Origin of the sequence: Mucilaginibacter sp. (assembly GCF_025359345.1) — a bacterium.
GTDB lineage: Bacteria > Bacteroidota > Bacteroidia > Sphingobacteriales > Sphingobacteriaceae > Mucilaginibacter.
The window spans coordinates 121,446-139,754 of record NZ_JANYGQ010000033.1 but is presented as its reverse complement, the minus strand read 5'-3'; the positions used below and the strand labels follow the sequence as shown (position 1 = coordinate 139,754).

Here is an 18,309-nt window from a genome sequence, read left to right as displayed (position 1 = left end):
CAAAAGTACCCGTCGAGAAGTTATAGGTGCATATTCTAAAAAGCTTGAAAAATAAACAGCGTATTGCCATACTGGGTGGGGGGCCTGGCGGCTTGTTCATGTTTAAACGATTGGTAGAATCCGGGAGGACGGACATCACCATCGACATATTTGAAAAAAAACAACGCCTGGGAGCTGGTATGCCATACAGTGCCGAAGGTGCCAACGACGAGCACATCACCAATGTATCTGGCAACGAAATTCCGTCGCTGGTTACCCCACTGGCCGATTGGATAAAAACCGCACCTAAAGACACACTCAACAAATTTCATATGGACGCCGGACGGTTTAATGAATACAAAGTTTTACCACGGCTGTTATTCGGGCAATACCTTACTGCGCAGTTTGATGTACTGCAAAAGCAGGCAAAAGAGGCCGGAATTGAATTCACGGTGCATTACAAAAGCGAGGTAACTGATATTATCGATTACCCGGCCCAGGAAGTCACTTATGTAGAAATTGGCCGGAAAGACCGGTTCGAATTCGACAAGGTAATAATTTGTACTGGCCATAATTGGCCGGTTAAACACGAACGCACGGTGCCCAACTATTTCGATTCACCCTATCCTCCTGTTAAGCTGGCGCTAAAGCTTAATCATCCGGTTGCAATTAAGGGGTCATCACTCACCGCTGTAGATGCCATCCGCACACTGGCCCGCCATAACGGAATATTTGACAAGGATAAAAACGGCCGGCTCTTTTATAAGCTTGCTGAAGATAGCCAAAATTTTAAAATGGTATTGCACACCCGTAACGGTATGCTCCCTGCAGTGCGCTTTCATCTGGAAGATTCGCATTTGTCGAACGATAAGTTGCTTACCCGGGAAGAGATAGCGGCACACATAGCCGGTAACAACGGTTTTTTATCATTAGATTATATCTTTGAAAACGACTTTAAGGCGATATTCCGCAATAAAGACCCTGAGTTTTATCAACAGATAAAAGATATGCGGGTTGAGGAGTTTGTAGATTCCATGATGGAACTGCGCGAACGACTGGATGCTTTCCAATTATTAAAGGCAGAATATGCTGAAGCGGAAAAATCAATCAGGCGACGGGAGTCAGTTTACTGGAAAGAAATGCTGGGTGTGTTGAGTTTCGCTTTAAATTACCCGGCCAAACACTTATCTGCTGAGGATATGCAGCGGCTGCAAAAATCATTAATACCATTAATTTCTATAGTGATCGCCTATATCCCCCAAAGCTCCAGCGAGGAACTAATGGCCCTGCACCAGGCGGGTGTACTTGACCTTATCCAGGTGGGCGAGGATAGCAGCGTAACAGCTGAAGAAAAAGGCGGCGCCACTTATCATTATTCAGACGAAACCGGGCAAAATCAATCAGTTTACTTTAATACCTTTGTTGATTGCGTGGGCCAGCCTCATCTGTCGTTCGAAGAGTTCCCGTTTAAAGGGCTTATCAGCAAAGATACCGTTAGCCCGGCGCGTCTTAAATTTAGATCGGCTGATGAAGGCCGTAAAGCCATGGCCGATGGAAAGAATGTGTTATTGGATATCGACGGGGCGTATTATTTAAACGTACCCGGTATAACCATCAATGACAACTTCCAGGTTGTTGACAGGTACGGCGCTTTTAATAACCGTGTGTACATAATGGCCGTACCGTATATAGGGGGTTACAACCCAGATTATTCGGGTCTTGATTTTTGCGAAGAAGCATCGGCTACCATTGCTAAAACACTATTACCACTAAATGAATCATCAACAGCCGCCTGAATATAAATTGTACATGTTGTTGCTGGGCTCAAAAGCACCAAACAGGAATGTAGAGCAACATGATTATTTTTTTGGTATTGCGGGGAGTTTAAAAGAACTTGTGCCCTCAATCCGCGCTTTCTGGCCTGAAGCAGGAAACAGTATTCACCTGGATGGGTGGCGCGAAATAACCCAGGTAGATGGTCACTCGGTTAAAGTGGTTTTGAAGCAGGAGAATCTCGCAGTATCGCAGAAAAAATTATTCTTTATCAACCTGGGCGGATATCAGTCTGGCAAACTGGAGGAACAGCACTATACTGTTTTGAGCGTTCACGAAGAGCGGACCCATGCAATTCAGCATGCAAAGAAAACGGTATTCTTTAAAACCAACACTATTAAAGGTGCCGGTTCACATATCGATGAAAAGTATGGCATTGATGTTGACGACATTTACCGTGTGGAAGATATACTGGCACCTGGTTTAAAAGAAAATTACAATATTTTGCTAACACCCGCTACGGGTTTGGAGGAAGACCGGATTCATCTTGGTTATTTTAAACTGGATAAAATTGAAAACGCCGGTTAAATATTAAAAAAGATATGACCAATCGCACAAAAGAGCCGGCTCAGTTACTCACGCAATGGGTTGCAAAAAAACATAAGAGGCAAACGAAGAGATACACCGGCGACCCTTACTTTATTCACCTGGAAGCTGTGGCAGCAATGGCAAAGCCCGTCACCCTTATGGGTTATGAAATTGGTCTTTGCCATGATATTTTAGAAGATACGCAAGTAACCCATAATGAACTATTCGAAGCCCTGCTGGGGTTTGGGTATAACGATATGGAGGCGAATTATATTACCGTACGCGTTGTGGAACTTACCGATATTTTCAAATCGTCCACATATCCTGACTTAAGCCGGATAGAGCGTAAAGAAAAAGAAGCACGTCGATTGATGACCATTAGCCCCGGCGCACAAACGGTTAAATATTGCGACCTGATTGATAACATGCCATTGGTGATAAAGTACGACCAGGAGCACGCAATAGAATATCTTAGAAAAAAGAAATTACTGCTTAAAGGAATGGTTGACGGAGATAAGAGTTTGTGGAAAACGGCGATAGAGATTATTGAGAAAGGCTTGTTATAGGTAAGCTGCTTAGTTGTTTTAGTAGCACACTTATTTTTAGCTGCGTTCCGTCAACTCAGGTTAGTGCCTAAACCCCCCCTTTAACTCATTTGCTATCTCCAGCGGCGCATCTATGTCAGGCCCGCTATGTCTTGCACCTTCAATTTGTATTATCTTACTATTGGGCAGTTCACCTGCAAACATAGCTGTTTGCATCGCAAGCTGAGGGGGGCTTTTGCTGCCATTTAAGAACAATGTGGGGATTTTGATGGCGCTGTATTTAAGATAGCTATTGTCGGCGTTGTGTACAGCAATAATTTCAGCGGGAGCTGTTTCAAGCAGCGAGCAAATGTAGGGCCATATCGGGTAACGGCTCATTGCCAGCGCAAAATCAGGCAGCTGGTTTTCAGGAATGGTGCCATTACTTACTACATTCATAATGCCGGCAAACGCCTTTTTATAATCTTTCGAATTTAAAGCCTGTTCAATTTTGGGTAATGTATTTATGGGGATGGAGTTTTCAATCGATATTGCCGGTTCATAAACTGCCAGTTTTTGCAGTGGGTAATTATTTAAAGCAACTTCCAATGCCACGGTGCCCCCATAGCTATGCCCAAATAATAATGATGAACCTGTCTCTTTTAATACGGCGGTAACATCGGCAACTTCCTTTTCAAAAGAGTAATCATTACCCTGCGGCCCGCTGTTGCCCCTGCCACGACGGTTAACGATATGGACTGTGAACGTATCGGCTAAACTTTCGCCAAGCACTTCGTAATCAGCAGCTGAGCGTAATGATCCATGAACTACAACCAACCCGGGACCACTGCCAAGGCTATAATACCCAATTTCCGCCCCGTCGATCGACTTTACACTACCTTTTCGAAACTTTAAATTTTCCATTCGCTTTCAGCGCCAAAAGTTAGCATAAAAAAGCATCATCGTTATATATATAAATTTCCTTTTCTTTATGTATTGATATATGTAAATGCCAATGCCCGATGACAACACCCGAAAACTTTTACCAGGATTTTGCCCGCGAATGGGTAACTGCGTGGAACAGCCATAACCTTAATGTGATTATGAGCCATTATGCTGATGCGATAGAATTTTATTCACCGCTTATTGTGAAGCTAAATATCAATCCGGAAGGCCGGATAACCGATAAGCAAACTTTAAAGGAATATTTCACCAAGGGACTGGCTGCCTACCCCGACCTGGAGTTTAAATTACACCACGTGCTGGTGGGACACGGTTCGGTTGTTTTGTTTTATGAAAGCGTGAACAATACCATGAGCGCCGAATTTATGCAGCTTACCGCCGAAGGTAAAATCACCGCTGTCAGAGCCCATTATTCAGGCAAATAGTCAAACTATAACAAGGAGTCTTTTTTGCACGATAAAATAATTCATTATCGCAATTTTATACTTTACTGAATTTTGCTAACGGGTTTGGATAATTATCGCTCTGATCCTCAGCCACCTCGTCTAAACATTTAAAATCCTTTTCAACTAAAAGATTCAAGCCGTTGTCCTTCCATTCGAAGCCTACCCTATCAGTTACATACCATTCCTGCGCCATCGTTTTAGGCATAAATACCGTTATTTTATTGCCTTCAAAAATCGCTGATAAATTATTAAGCCGGTTTTGCTGAAGCGCATATTCAAGCGTTTGCATTCCAAAATCGGTTGTTTCTGCGATATATCCGTCTGTTAAAAATTTGTCCACATCACTCCTCGTGAGCCTGTACCGCAGCGAGTTTCCTTTTATCCTGATTTTCATTGTTCTGTTTTTAATTCGTATAAGTTGGTTACTTCTCCTATTATAATAATTGCAGGGTAGGTTAAATGCTTACTTTCAGCCATTTCCGGCAAATCTTTAACAAGCCCCCGCACCGATTTTTGGTTTGGAAGCGAAGCGTGTTGAATAATTGCGGCAGGGATATTGCCGTTTCCGGACTCAATATAAGTATGTGCTATATCCTGGAGCTTTTTCATGCCCATATAGATCACTACCGTCGCTTTGCTTTGTATGGCCAGCTTCAGGTCGGCCGACAAGGCGCCGTCTTTTTTTGTCCCTGTAACTATCCATATCCCTTCACTAACCGAGCGGTGTGTAAGCGGTATATCTTCCAACCCAACTGCCTGCATACTGCTGATACCGGGGATAAACTGTGTTTTAATGCCTAAACTCCGTGCATAAATAATCTCCTCATATCCCCGCCCAAATATAAAAGGGTCGCCACCCTTCAACCTCACTACCCTGCCTTTTGCAAAAGCGTAATGAGCTATCATTTCGTGTATAGCTTCTTGCGTAGTATACTCGCCGTAAGGCTGCTTACCTACATATATCGTTTCGCAGTCGGCTTTGGTGAGGCTTAATAGCTCTTTATTGGCCAGGTTGTCGTAAAGCACCACATCGGCCTGCCGTAATATGCGCTGACCTTTAACAGTTATCAATTCCGGATCACCGGGACCTGCGCCCATTACAATCAACTCAGGAACTATGGGATTATCGGCCATTTTTGTAGTTAAAAGTCAAAAATTAAATAAATAAAGCTTTTGTATTAATTATATAAAGCTATTTTTTATAGTTGATATCAAATTTCGGATTTATAACTGATTTTTTTAATAAAAATTTGATAAAAATTGTGTTTTATATCCATATAATATTGTAAATATCATAACAATTAAGAAAAAAGTTAAAATTTAACATCGCCTGTTGTTATTTTAATCAGATAAATGGTTATAATTGTTACTATAAATACATTTGGTCGCAAATTAGATGTGTTTATGTTAGAAAATTGCTTAAACATTTAAAAGATCTGTTATGTCAAAACCAACCATTATAGTTGTTGGCAACGGTATGGTAGGATACAAGTTTTGCGAAAAACTGGTAGCTAAATCGTCAGCCTTTAATATTATTGTTTTTGGCGAAGAACCGCGCCGCGCCTACGACCGTGTGCACCTGAGCGAATATTTCGCCGGTAAATCCGCAGACGACTTATCCATGTCATCCGCATCATGGTATGCCGATCACGATATTCAACTGCACCTCGACGATCCTATCCAGGAAATAAATCGCGCAAACAAAACTATCCACTCTTTAAAAGGTGTAACCCTCGGATACGATTACCTGGTACTGGCCACTGGCTCGTCGGCCTTTGTGCCCGACATTCCGGGCATCGAAAAAGAAGGCGTGTTTGTTTATCGCACCATCGAAGATCTCGAGCTGATAAAAGCTTATGCTTTCAACGCTAAAAATGGAGCGGTGATGGGCGGCGGGCTTTTGGGCCTGGAAGCAGCTAAAGCATTAATTGACCTTGACATCAAACAAACACACGTAATTGAATTTGCCCCCCGCTTAATGCCCCGGCAAATTGACGCTGCGGGCAGCGCCATGCTGCAGTCGAAGCTGAGCGCCCTGGGCTTAAACATCCACTTAAATAAAAGCACCGCTCGCATTGCCGGCGACCATAAAATAGAAGCGCTCCAATTTAATGACGATACGTTATTGGCTGTAGACATGCTGGTGATATCGGCGGGCATCCGCCCTCGTGATGAACTGGCAAAGCTGGCCGGCCTACAGGTAGGCACCCGTGGCGGCATTATGGTGAATGAACGCATGCAAACCAGCGACGACTCCATTTTTTCAATAGGCGAATGCGCGCTGTTTGACGATATGATTTATGGACTTGTTGCCCCCGGCTATGAAATGGCTGAAGTAGTAGTCGCGCAATTAATTGGTACTGACAAGGCTTTCCATAGTTTCGATATGAGTACCAAGCTAAAGCTGATAGGCGTAGATGTAGCTAGTTTTGGGGATGCCTTTATTGCTGAACCGGCTTGCCGCACCATTGTGTTTGAGGATACACACAAGGGTGTTTACAAACGCATTAATATCAGCAATGACGGCAAACTCCTTTTGGGCGGCATCCTGGTTGGCGATGCCGATGCCTATAACATGCTGCTGCAAACAGTAAATAATAAAATCGCCCTGCCGCCTAACCCCGAAGATATGATACTGGGATTGCGCGGTGGCGAACAAAGCGAGGGTGCCGGCGTGATGAGTTTGCCCGATGATGCATTAATATGCTCGTGCGAGGCAGTGAGCAAAGGCACGATCTGTGGCGTGGTTAACGATGGCGCAACGAGTTTGGATACCATAAAGAAATGCACAAAAGCCGGCACAGGCTGCGGTGGCTGCATGCCAATGGTGAAAGATTTACTTGCGGGCACCATGAAAGCCAACGGTCAGTATATTAAAAATGTGGTGTGCGAGCACTTCGATTACTCGCGGCAGGAGCTGTATGATTTGGTGAAGATCAACAAACTAAAAAACTATGATCTTGTACTCGACCATTTTGGCAAAGGCGATGGCTGCGAAACCTGCAAACCATTAGTGGCCAGCATCCTCTCAAGCCTGTGGAACGACCTGATTGTTAAGCAGGATACTATCCAGGACAGCAACGACCGGTACCTGGCCAACATTCAAAAGGGTGGCACTTATTCAGTAGTGCCGCGGATACCCGGCGGCGAAATTACACCTGAAAAATTAATAACAATAGGCCAGGTAGCCCAGAAATACGGACTTTACACTAAAATAACCGGCGGCCAGCGTATCGACCTGTTCGGCGCACACGTAAGCGATCTGCCGCTGATTTGGGAGGAGTTGATTGATGCAGGATTTGAAAGCGGCCATGCTTATGGCAAAGCCCTGCGTACAGTTAAAAGCTGCGTGGGCAGCACCTGGTGCAGGTTCGGCTTGCACGATAGTGTATCATTTGCAATTGAGATAGAAGAACGGTATAAAGGTTTACGATCTCCGCATAAGTTAAAAGGCGGGGTAAGTGGCTGTATCCGCGAATGCGCCGAGGCACAAAGCAAAGATTTTGGCATTATAGCCACCGAAAAGGGCTGGAACCTTTACATATGCGGCAACGGCGGCTCCAAACCACAACACGCACAACTATTGGCAGCCGATATCGACAGCAAAACACTGATCAAATACCTCGACCGCTTCCTGATGTTTTATATTAAAACCGCTGACCCGCTTACACGTACTGCTACGTGGTTAAATAAAATGGAAGGCGGCATGAGCTACCTGAAAAATGTAATAATAAATGACAGCTTGGGCATAGCGGAGCAGTTGGAAGAAGAAATGCAATTGCTGGTTGACAGCTTCCATTGTGAATGGAAAGAAGTTGTAAACAATCCGGCACTACGCAGCCGTTTTACCCACTTCGTAAACGCACCCGGCGAAAAAGACCCTACAGTAAAGTTTGAGGGAATGCGCGAACAGGTAAAAGCCGTGTGGTAAGAGGAGTCCGGAAGTTGAATTTATGTAACAGTTATAAAAAGCTAAATCTTCCGAATTTCCCGACCTATGCGGACTTTCGGACTAAAAATAAAAAATTATGGAAACAATAATAGATATAGAATGGGTACTGGCGTGTTACGTTGATGATGTACCCGAAAATGGCGGCGTTTGCATGAAGCATGGCCACGAGCAAATTGCGATATACAATTTCAGCAGGCGCGGTGAATGGTATGCCACGCAAAACCTATGCCCGCACAAGCAGCAAATGTCGCTATCACGTGGAATGATAGGCAGCGCCGGCGAAGCTTGTGAACCCAAGGTAGCCTGCCCGTTTCATAAAAAAACATTCTCACTGCTAAGCGGCGAGTGCTTAAGCGGCGATGATTACAAAATAAAAACCTACCCGGTTAAAGTGACCGATGGAATGGTGTACGTTGGAGTAGCATAAACTCACTTATTATGTTGCCTCAAAGCAGCGAGAGCATCGGGATTAATAATAGCGATACTTTTGCCGGATAGCCTGATACTCTGCTCCTGCACCAATTCATTGATAACCCTGAAAACGGTTTCGTAAGTAGCACCGGCGAATGATGCCAGGTCCTGGCGGCTCAGGGTAATATTAATAAAACCGTCGGTAGTTGTTCCAAATTGCTTCTGCAATTTTATCAATGCACCAGCAACACGGCCTTTAACAGGCATATGTGCCAGGTCGCGCATCCGGCGTTCAGACTTACGCAGTTCGCTGGCAAAGAAGTTAACCAGCTGGTAGGTAAGTCCACCATTTACCTTTAATGTGCTTTCAAAAAACTTCATGCTCACATAACAAACCACCGATGGCTCAAGCGCCGCTGCCGAAATAGGATAATTAAGATTAGGCCCTATGCCACGATGCCCCAAAATGGCACCGTTTTCGGCAAAGCGGATTATCAGCTCCTTATCATCGTCCCATTGTTTGTAAACTTTAATAACGCCACTATACACAAAATAGATACCGCTAACTGGATCTCCTTCATTAAATAACACCTCCCCTTTTTTTAATTTGATATTGATTTTATTGGCGCAAATAGCAGGATGCCATTCTTCCATGCAATTTTTACACATAAAACACGTGCGCGCATCGCAAAGTGGAGTATTTTTCTTAATATTTTTAACTTCTTTCAATTTTATATATCACTTATGGGATAAAAGTAATTTTTACAGGAACAAAATCAAATAACGAACCGTTATTTTCAAACAAATATGGAATAAATCATCAAATAATTGAATTTAATCTTCAAATTTTTAAAAATAAATGATTTAAATAAGACTATTTAGATTAAAAAAATTATTAAAATGGAATTATTGAGTGTTTTAAATAATTTATTGTTAATTTTTTATTAAAAAAATGCTACTATCTAATATTAATCATAAAAAGACTCAAAATTTGATTTTTATTTCGAGGTTTTTATTAAAATGGCTATATTTATGGAAATAAAACATGTATTAGTTACCTAATTAATAAAATAACTAACAATGACAGAGAAATAAGAATTATCACTCAAAAAAAAGCCCCGCCGGGAGGTCGCATTCCCGGGCAGGGTTATCAGTTTTCAATTGCTTTAACAAATTAAAAAACCTTACCAAATGTACAAAAATGTATTTAAACAATGCAGGGTTGTTCTTTTTGTGTCGTGCTTCAGCCTGGCCGCGCTTACGGCCAGGGCGCAATTAACAATCACCGGTCAGCTACGCCCCCGGGGCGAATTGCGCGACGGTTACGGCACACTGCAAACCCTCGGTAACAAAGATGCCGCCTTTATTTCCCAGCGAACGCGGCTGACGCTCAACTATAAGTGGAGCCACCTTATTTTTCAAACTTCTATCCAGGATGTGCGGCTTTGGGGGCAGGATGCTTCCACTATAACTGTAAACGATGGCAGCCGTTTAAGTTTGCACGAAGCCTGGGCCGAAATTATCCTCTCCAACAAAAAAGACACATCTTTTAAAACGTCACCATTCGATTACTTTGCCATTAAAATAGGCCGCCAGGAAATTACATACGACGATGAGCACCTGTTGGGCCCGTCAGACTGGCTGCAACAAGCCCGCCGTCATGATGCCATTGTACTAAAGCTTATTCAAAGTGGCTGGCAGGTTGATTTAGGCGGCGCCCTTAATCAAAATACCGACGCGATAAATTACAACGGCACCTATTATACACCGGCCAATGTGCCTGCTACTGTAAAAGACAGCAAGGGCAATTTGGTCAACACGCCGGCCGGGATGATTCCATTGATCAACGGGGCTGGAATCAGTGCAAAAAACGGCAACCTGGCAGCATTAAACCCACCCGGTACAAACGGGCTGAACCAGGATTATAAAGCATTACAGTATTTATACTTTGCAAAAAAATTCAACAAAACTAAAATATCAGGCCTGTTCCTCACCGATCAGTTTGGCAAACACGCGCTCGATTCAGTTAAAAATACCGCCGGCGCCGATGTTGGCTATGTATATGGCTATCGCTATAACCAACCGGCTGTAAACCTGCGTTACACAACCGGCCTGCTTGTTAATCCTGTGTTTGGTGATAAAAACCAGTTTGCCTTAACCGGCGGTTACTATTACCAGGGCGGACATGATAAGGATGGCCTGGGCCTTGATGCATCCATGCTCACCTTTTCGGCGGCTTACAACTCCGGACAACTGGCTTATATCATTGGTTGGGATTATCTATCCGGCAACGATGCCTTCTCTTCATCCAAAACCAGTCATCGTTTCGATCCGCTGTATGGCACGCCGCACAAATTTTGGGGCTTGATGGATTACTTTTATGCAGGCAGCGGGTCGCCAAATGGCGGACTAAGTAACCCTTATCTTAAAATAAAATACACATCGACCAATAAACGGTTCAGCACCGAACTGGCTAACCACTATTTTATGCTGGCTGATAATCAAAAAGATTTAACCGGCAACGCAGTCAGCAAATACCTCGGCACCGAATTCGACCTCACTACAGGCTATAAGCTTAATAAGTTTACACAGGCTACGTTGGGCCTGTCGTATATGTCGGCTACGCAAAGCATGGAGTATGCCAAAAATATCAGTCCGGGCACTGCACATCTTAACCCTGTTTGGGCCTATCTCCAACTCAACATCACCCCAGAATTTCTAAATAAATAATCATCCTCAAAAAAGAAAGATCATGGAAAAGCAACTCACCAAACTCAATATATTTTCGGCAAAGGGCATACAAATGCGCACGTTTCATATTACGTGGCTTATGTTCTTTGTTTGTTTCTTTGGCTGGTTCGGCCTGGCGCCGCTAATGCCCACCATCCGTGCCGAACTGCATTTAACGAAGGCGCAGATAGGTAATATCATCATCGCTTCGGTAGGCTCCACTATTATTGCCCGCCTTATTATTGGCAAACTGTGCGATACCTGGGGGCCCCGTAAAACAGCCGTAAGGTTGCTGCTCATCGGTTCGCTGCCCGTATTTTTTGTAGGGCTGGCACATAGTTATACCACTTTTTTAATGTTCAGGCTGGCAATTGGGGTTATCGGGGCATCGTTTGTAATTACCCAATTTCACACCTCAATGATGTTTGCACCCAATATAAAGGGCACCGCAAACGCGGTTACCGGCGGCTGGGGCAACCTGGGCGGCGGGGTTACCAATATGGTGATGCCTTTAATATTTGCCGCCATTGTTGGTTTTGGCTACACATCTGCCGAAGCATGGCGCTACGCCATGATTGTTCCCGGCACAATGATGCTGGTAATTGCATGGCTATATTATAAATATACTAAAGATACCCCCAATGGTAACTACGACGAGATAGGCTACAAATCCAAATTAACCAAAACAGATTGGAGCGTACTGGCCGATTGGCGCATTTGGGCCCTTACTATGGCCTACGCAATGTGCTTCGGCATGGAAGTTACTTTTGATAACGTGGCTTCACTGCATTTCGTAGACAATTTCCATTTGTCGCAAAGTTCAGCTGGCTTTTGGACCGGGATATTCGGTTTCATGAACATTTTCGCCCGGGCATTGGGTGGTATTGTGTCAGACAAAGTTGGCAAAAAACATGGATTGCGCGGTAAAGGCTTATTGCTGGCTGGTGTACTACTTTTAGAAGGCTGCGGATTGGTACTGTTTGCACAATCGGGCACTTTGTTAATTGCCATTATTTCCATGCTGTCGTTCGCGCTTTTCCTTAAAATGTCAAACGGGGCAACCTATGGCATTGTCCCTTTTGTTAACGAGAAGAATGTTGGCCTTGTAAGTGGCATAGTTGGGGCTGGCGGTAACCTGGGCGGGATGCTTTTTGGCTTCCTGTTCAAATCATCGGCTATTACCTATGTGCAGGCTTTTACCTATATCGGTTACACAGTAATGGTGGTAGCGGCAATTGTATTTGTTACCCGTTTCTACAAGCAAACAGCCAACGAAGAACAACCGGCATCGGGCATAGCAGCGGCGGTATAATTTAAGATATAACACATGCAATCACCCGGAAAAAATATCCAATCGCTCACCTCAACCTGCTGTTATTGCGGGGTTGGCTGCGGCGTGGTGGTTAATAAAGAAAAGAACGGTGATATTTCCGTTATCGGGAATAAGGATTACCCTGTTAACAAGGGTATGCTGTGCAGCAAAGGCATCAACCTGCATTATACCGTAAATGATAAAAGCGACCGGCTGCTGTACCCTCAAATGCGCTACAACAAAAGCATGCCCCTGCAAAGGGTGGGCTGGGATGATGCGCTCGACCGTATAGTAGCCGTTTTTAAAACGTTTATCGAAAAATACGGGCCTGATTCAGTTGCATTTTATGCCTCCGGACAATGTTTAACCGAGGAGTATTACGTGGTAAATAAGCTGATGAAGGGTTTCATCGGCAGTAATAATATCGATACCAATTCGCGCCTGTGCATGAGCAGCGCAGTAGCTGCCTATAAAATGGCGTTGGGTGAGGACTGTGTGCCGCTTTGTTATGATGATATTGAACTCGCCGATTGCTTTTATGTAACCGGCGCCAACCCGGCCTGGTGCCACCCGATATTATGGCGCAGGGTTGAGGCACATAAGGCGGCTAACCCTAATATTAAAATCATAGTGGTCGACCCTAGGGTGACAGACACTTGTAGCCTGGCCGACTTGCATTTACAAATCAATCCGGGTACGGATATCACGCTGAATCATGCCATAGGCCGCTTGCTGATCGAGAACGGGGATATTGATATCGATTTTATCCGTAACCATGCCGAAGGTTTTGAGCAATACAGTGCGCTAGTATTTAAGCGTACACTTGCAGAATCGGCAAAAATATGCGGCGTAAGCGAGCGCGACATGCAGCTTGCCGCCAAATACATCGGCGAAGCCAAAGGCTTTATCTCCATGTGGACCATGGGGCTAAACCAAAGCAGTGTTGGTGTAAACAAAAATCTGAGCCTTATAAACTTGAATTTGATAACCGGCCATGTGGGCAAGCCCGGGTCAGGGCCTTTATCCCTGACCGGGCAGCCCAACGCTATGGGTGGCCGCGAAGTTGGCGGCCTGGCAAACCTGCTGCCCGCACATCGCGACCTAAAAAACCCGCTGCACCGGGAAGAGGTACAGAAGTTTTGGAAGGGCACGAGCATTAACCCCGAACCAGGTTTAACGGCCACTGAAATGTTTGAGGCTTTGAATGATGGCAGGTTAAAAGCCATCTGGATAATGTGCACCAACCCGCTCACCAGTTTACCTAATGTACGTTTGGCTGAGCAGGCATTAAAGAAAGCCAAATTTGTAGTGGTGCAGGAAGTGAGCAGTAAACCCGAAACTTTGGCTTATGCCGATGTGATACTGCCCGCCGCTGCCTGGGCTGAAAAAGAGGGCACCATGACCAATTCTGAAAGGCGCATCAGTTACCTGAATAAAATTATTGAGCCGCCCGGCGAGGCCCTGCCCGATGCTGAAATTATTTGCCGTTTTGCCCGCAAGATGGGCTACCATGGGTTTGACTTTAAAAACAGTTCCGAAATTTATGCTGAGCATGTTAAGCTAACGGCAAAAACAAATATTGATATCAGCGGATTAAGTTATGAGGTACTGAAAGAGCAATCTTCGGTACAATGGCCTTATAAAAAGAAAAGCAAACCCGGCGGCACTGAACGCCTTTTTGCCGATAAAAAATTCTTCACCCCATCGCAAAATGCCATAATACATGCCGTGCCTGATGCGTTTACCAGCGAGTTGCCCGACGATGACTATCCATTCATATTAACCACCGGCCGCATCCGCGACCAGTGGCATACCATGAGCAAAACGGGCAAGGTAAATAAGCTAACCCAGCACCTAAAGGAATCGTTTATTGAAATAAACCCCTATGATGCTGCCGGCCTGCAAATAAAAGAGGGTGACGTTACGGTAATAACTTCGCGACGTGGCGAGGTGCGGGTGAAAGCAAAAGTAACAACTCAAATTAAGCCGGGCGTCGTGTTCTTACCGATGCACTGGGGGAAAATACTGGGTAACGACCTGCACCGGGTGAATAATATCACCAATGATGCGGTCGACCCCATATCGAAAGAACCCGACTTTAAATACTGCGCAGTTAATATTGCCAAGTATAAAAAGCCCTTTCAGCGTGTTGTAATTATTGGTGCGGGGGCAGGTGCTTATGGTTTTGTAAAATCGTACCGGGAACTGAATTCTGCCGACCGTATTACCATTTTCAGCAAGGAAAATTTTCCGTTTTATAACCGGGTGATGCTGCCTGATTATATCAGCGGCGAACAGCAATGGGAGCAATTGGTGAAGATGAAGGACTCCGAAGAACCTGCGTATCGCATTAATTTACTGCGGGGCGTAAGTGTAGTAAAGATAGACCGTGAAACAAAATATGTTACCGATTCGAGGGGTATTAAAACACCATATGACGTGCTGATTATGGCCACCGGCAGCCGGGCAGCCATCCCTAAAAATGTGCCCTCACTGCCCGGTATATTCACGATGCGTAGCCGTACCGATGCTGATAATTTTAAAAAACATATCAAAAAAAACGGGCATGTAGTAATTGTTGGTGGTGGCTTACTCGGGCTTGAAATGGCGGCATCATTGCGCGAAATGGGAATCAGGATAACTATTATTCAACGGACTTCCAGTTTTTTAAACCGGCAGTTAGATGCCCTGGGGAGTAAATTGCTGCACGAAGAAATGGTTGACCAGGAATGCGATATTTACTACGATGACGAGGTGCAATTGTATTATGGGCGATCAAAACTAACCGGTATTGCCTTGCGCAGCGGACGTAAGATCGACTGCGATGCGATGATTCTTGCCATAGGAACCACGCCCAACCTTGAGCTTGCCCGCGACTGTGGTTTGGAATGCAAACGTGGTGTGGTTGTAAACGAGCGCCTGCAAACCAGTGACCCGGATATTTACGCGATAGGCGAGATTGCCGAATTTGAAGGCACCTTATATGGCATTACCGCTGCCGCCGAACAGCAGGCAGCTGTTGTTGCCGGTTACATGAACGGCGACATTGCCAGTTATTATAAAGGCAGCCTGTTCATGAATATTATAAAAATACACGGTTTCGACCTTTGCAGCATAGGCTTGCCAGAATGCCCCGATGAACCGGGCTATGAAGAAGTTGTTTTTATTGATAAGGCCAAGCGCTATTATAAAAAATGCATCATTCACCAGGACAAACTGGTGGGCACTATATTAATTGGGGATAAAAGTGAGTTCCTGGAGTTTAAGGAATTAATTGCCAACAAAACCGAACTGAGTGAAAAGCGCCTGCAACTATTACGCAACGGCAGCAAAGCAGACCCGGTATTGGGCAAACTGGTATGCAGTTGCAATAATGTAGGCAGCGAAAATATCAACAAAAAAATTGCTGGTGGCTGCGATAATATGAAAGACCTGTGTTCGGCCACCGGTGCCGGTACCGGGTGCGGTTCATGCCGGCCCGAGGTGAAGCGCCTGCTGGCAGAAGGATTGAAAAACCTGGTTTCTCAAAATGTAGCCTGATGGAGTACTTAATTAAAATAAACTTGCCTGGGGGCGTTGTATCGGCCGGTGACCTTTACGAGATATTAGTAATTGCCGAAAACGCTGGCGCACAACACATCCGCTTCGGCAACCGGCAACAACTATTTTTTTCCATTTCGGGTAGTGAACTGGAAGACATGGAGATGGAAATGTTGCAGGCCGGCATTGTTTATGAGATTAATGCAGATAAGTATCCCAACGTCATCAGTTCTTATGTTTGCGATACTATTTTTAGCCAGGAAAGTTGGTTGAGAGAAGGTGTATACAAAGATATTTTCGACCTCTTTAGTTATCAACCCCGGCTAAAAATAAACCTGGTAGACCGGCATCAAACTTTTGTACCGTTTTTTGGCGGCAACTTTAATTTTATCAGCTCAGATGTAAGCAACTACTGGTATTTGCATGTCCGGTTCCCTAAGACTAGCCAGTTTTACTGCTGGCCTTCGCTTATTTATTCAAATGATATACCTGTTATCAGTAAAAAGGCCGAAGAAGTTATCCTGAAAAACAGGGCCCTGTTTTACGACATGCCGGATATCGATGAGCAGCTTTTTTTTGATATGGTGACCAAAGGGACAGCTACACATATGCAGCCGATGACTGTACCATTACAATTGCCCGATTTTTACTTGCCTTATTACGAAGGTTTTAATAAATACGATAACAAATACTGGCTGGGTGTTTATCGCCGCAATGAACTTTTCGAAATTTCGTTTTTAAAAGAAGTATGCAGCCTTTGTCTTGAAACAAGGATAGGGCAACTATATACCACGCCCTGGAAATCAATTTTGATAAAAGGCATAAATCCCGGCGACCGCAACGACTGGGGTTTTATCCTGGATAGATACCGTCTAAACGTAAGGCATGCCTCGAACGAGTTAAACTGGCAAATAGAAGATATGTGCGAAGAAGGGCTTACGTTGAAGCAGCACCTGGTACGCGAATTTGAAAAGGCCGATTTGCGAACCTACCGTTTAAGCTTTGCTATTAAAACGCAATCCAAAACCGGTTTGCTGGGGTCGATAATTATAAAAACACAACCATCGGGTAATTTCGAGGTGTTACATACGGCAGATTTTAACCCGAACTCAAAAAATTACATTTCCTATAAAAAGAGGGTTAAAGCGCAAAACCTGGTGGAGCAGTTAATTGATTTATGCAACAGCTATTATCAATTGTCGCAAAGCAAAACAAAAATTGTAGCCCCTTTGGTTAAAGAGGCTGAAGACTTGCCTGCAAACGTAGACGTGCTTTACCAATGCAGGCACTGTTTAACCGTTTATGATAAAGCTTACGGCGATGAACTAAACACCATACCAGCCGGCACTGCTTTTGCAGATATTGACACTTATACATGCCCGGTTTGCGATGCCGATAAAGATAGTTTTGAGTTGATGGAGAAAAGATAGTAATTTAAGGCGATGAATAAATTAGACGTCGCGTTCCAGCTTTTTGATGCTTATAATATGCAAGATCCGCGCAATTTTGAGTGGGATGGGACCAACTACCCGCAGGAATATTTCTTCGCTATTAAATTGCATGATTGGATATTAAAACTGGATCCTGCAGCCAGCGAAGAACTGCTACTGGCATCACGCAGTCAGCATATTGGCCGTTGGGAAATACCACGTGAAAGCTACCCCGAAGGACGGGAACCTTACCTGAAATGGCGAAAAGACCTGGCACAACACCATGCAACCATAACGGGCAATTTAATGAAACAGGCTGGTTATGACACCGATTCGATAGAACGTGTGAGCCAGATCATCCTGAAAAAACGCATTAAGGTTGATGCTGATGTGCAGACCATGGAAAACGCGCTTTGCCTGGTGTTTTTGCAATACCAGTACGAGGATTTTAGGAAGAAGTACGGGAATGAACCGGATAAAATGATCAACATACTTCGTAAATCGCTATTAAAAATGGATAGCCACGGGCATAGTTTTGCCTTAGGTTTAAATTTTACGCCGCAGGGCCTCGACTTAATTAAACAGGCAATGAACGCTGAGTGAAGACGCCAGGGAAATATGTTAGAACCGTTTTTAACGTATAAAGAAATTTTTATTTCAT

15 protein-coding genes are annotated in these 18,309 nt (G+C 44.4%); 11 read left to right on the top strand and 4 right to left on the bottom strand.

The features are described 5' to 3' along the window. The first annotated feature begins 44 nt into the window (after nt 1–44). From Q0R52_RS23050 to Q0R52_RS23040, 3 genes are read left to right on the top strand one after another with little or no spacing between them, the layout of a single operon-like run. Entirely contained in the window at nt 45–1,775 is a 1,731-nt protein-coding gene (locus Q0R52_RS23050; RefSeq protein ID WP_295799133.1) for an FAD/NAD(P)-binding protein, read from the top strand. Next, nucleotides 1,753–2,340: a DUF1543 domain-containing protein gene (locus Q0R52_RS23045; RefSeq protein WP_295799131.1), complete on the top strand. Its 588-nt coding sequence runs from the start codon at nt 1,753–1,755 to the stop codon at nt 2,338–2,340. The genes Q0R52_RS23050 and Q0R52_RS23045 overlap by 23 nt, the downstream gene beginning before the upstream one ends. 14 nt (nt 2,341–2,354) lie before the next feature. Then, nucleotides 2,355–2,906, top strand: a complete 552-nt coding sequence (locus tag Q0R52_RS23040; protein WP_295799127.1) for a hypothetical protein — start codon at nt 2,355–2,357, stop codon at nt 2,904–2,906. 60 nt (nt 2,907–2,966) lie between these two features. On the opposite strand, the gene Q0R52_RS23035 is transcribed toward Q0R52_RS23040, so the two are convergent. Continuing rightward, nucleotides 2,967–3,788: an alpha/beta hydrolase gene (locus Q0R52_RS23035; protein ID WP_295799125.1), complete on the bottom strand. Its 822-nt coding sequence runs from the start codon at nt 3,786–3,788 to the stop codon at nt 2,967–2,969. 98 nt (nt 3,789–3,886) lie between these two features. On the opposite strand from Q0R52_RS23035, the gene Q0R52_RS23030 reads away from it, so the two are divergent. Then, nucleotides 3,887–4,252: a nuclear transport factor 2 family protein gene (locus Q0R52_RS23030; RefSeq protein WP_295799123.1), complete on the top strand. Its 366-nt coding sequence runs from the start codon at nt 3,887–3,889 to the stop codon at nt 4,250–4,252. A gap of 55 nt (nt 4,253–4,307) precedes the next feature. On the opposite strand, the gene Q0R52_RS23025 is transcribed toward Q0R52_RS23030, so the two are convergent. Both Q0R52_RS23025 and cobA read right to left on the bottom strand, forming a co-directional pair. Next, on the bottom strand, nt 4,308–4,667 hold the full coding sequence (locus Q0R52_RS23025) for a hypothetical protein (protein ID WP_295799121.1): 360 nt from the start codon (nt 4,665–4,667) through the stop codon (nt 4,308–4,310). Beyond that, nucleotides 4,664–5,407 (bottom strand): uroporphyrinogen-III C-methyltransferase, encoded by a 744-nt coding sequence (gene cobA / locus Q0R52_RS23020; RefSeq protein ID WP_295799118.1) that lies wholly within the window; start codon nt 5,405–5,407, stop codon nt 4,664–4,666. Before cobA ends, Q0R52_RS23025 begins: the two co-directional genes overlap by 4 nt. Before the next feature lie 307 nt (nt 5,408–5,714). On the opposite strand from cobA, the gene nirB reads away from it, so the two are divergent. Together nirB and nirD are read left to right on the top strand one after the other, a co-directional pair. Continuing rightward, nucleotides 5,715–8,204, top strand: a complete 2,490-nt coding sequence (gene nirB, locus Q0R52_RS23015; RefSeq protein ID WP_295799112.1) for a nitrite reductase large subunit NirB — start codon at nt 5,715–5,717, stop codon at nt 8,202–8,204. Between the two features lie 97 nt (nt 8,205–8,301). Beyond that, on the top strand, nt 8,302–8,652 hold the full coding sequence (nirD, locus tag Q0R52_RS23010) for a nitrite reductase small subunit NirD (protein ID WP_295799110.1): 351 nt from the start codon (nt 8,302–8,304) through the stop codon (nt 8,650–8,652). 2 nt (nt 8,653–8,654) lie between these two features. Here the strand turns inward: nirD and Q0R52_RS23005 are convergent, their stop codons facing one another. Beyond that, nucleotides 8,655–9,290, bottom strand: a complete 636-nt coding sequence (locus tag Q0R52_RS23005; protein WP_295799108.1) for a Crp/Fnr family transcriptional regulator — start codon at nt 9,288–9,290, stop codon at nt 8,655–8,657. Between the two features lie 537 nt (nt 9,291–9,827). On the opposite strand from Q0R52_RS23005, the gene Q0R52_RS23000 reads away from it, so the two are divergent. From Q0R52_RS23000 to Q0R52_RS22980, 5 genes are read left to right on the top strand one after another with little or no spacing between them, the layout of a single operon-like run. Then, complete coding sequence (locus Q0R52_RS23000; protein ID WP_295799105.1) at nt 9,828–11,366, top strand: alginate export family protein; 1,539 nt, start codon at nt 9,828–9,830, stop codon at nt 11,364–11,366. A gap of 22 nt (nt 11,367–11,388) precedes the next feature. Continuing rightward, nucleotides 11,389–12,678 (top strand): MFS transporter, encoded by a 1,290-nt coding sequence (locus Q0R52_RS22995; RefSeq protein ID WP_295799103.1) that lies wholly within the window; start codon nt 11,389–11,391, stop codon nt 12,676–12,678. 15 nt (nt 12,679–12,693) lie between these two features. After that, entirely contained in the window at nt 12,694–16,218 is a 3,525-nt protein-coding gene (locus Q0R52_RS22990; protein ID WP_295799100.1) for a nitrate reductase, read from the top strand. Continuing rightward, nucleotides 16,218–17,648 (top strand): rubredoxin, encoded by a 1,431-nt coding sequence (locus tag Q0R52_RS22985; protein WP_295799098.1) that lies wholly within the window; start codon nt 16,218–16,220, stop codon nt 17,646–17,648. The genes Q0R52_RS22990 and Q0R52_RS22985 overlap by 1 nt, the downstream gene beginning before the upstream one ends. Nucleotides 17,649–17,660: 12 nt before the next feature. Further along, nucleotides 17,661–18,251: a DUF4202 domain-containing protein gene (locus tag Q0R52_RS22980; protein ID WP_295799095.1), complete on the top strand. Its 591-nt coding sequence runs from the start codon at nt 17,661–17,663 to the stop codon at nt 18,249–18,251. Nucleotides 18,252–18,309 lie beyond the last annotated feature (58 nt).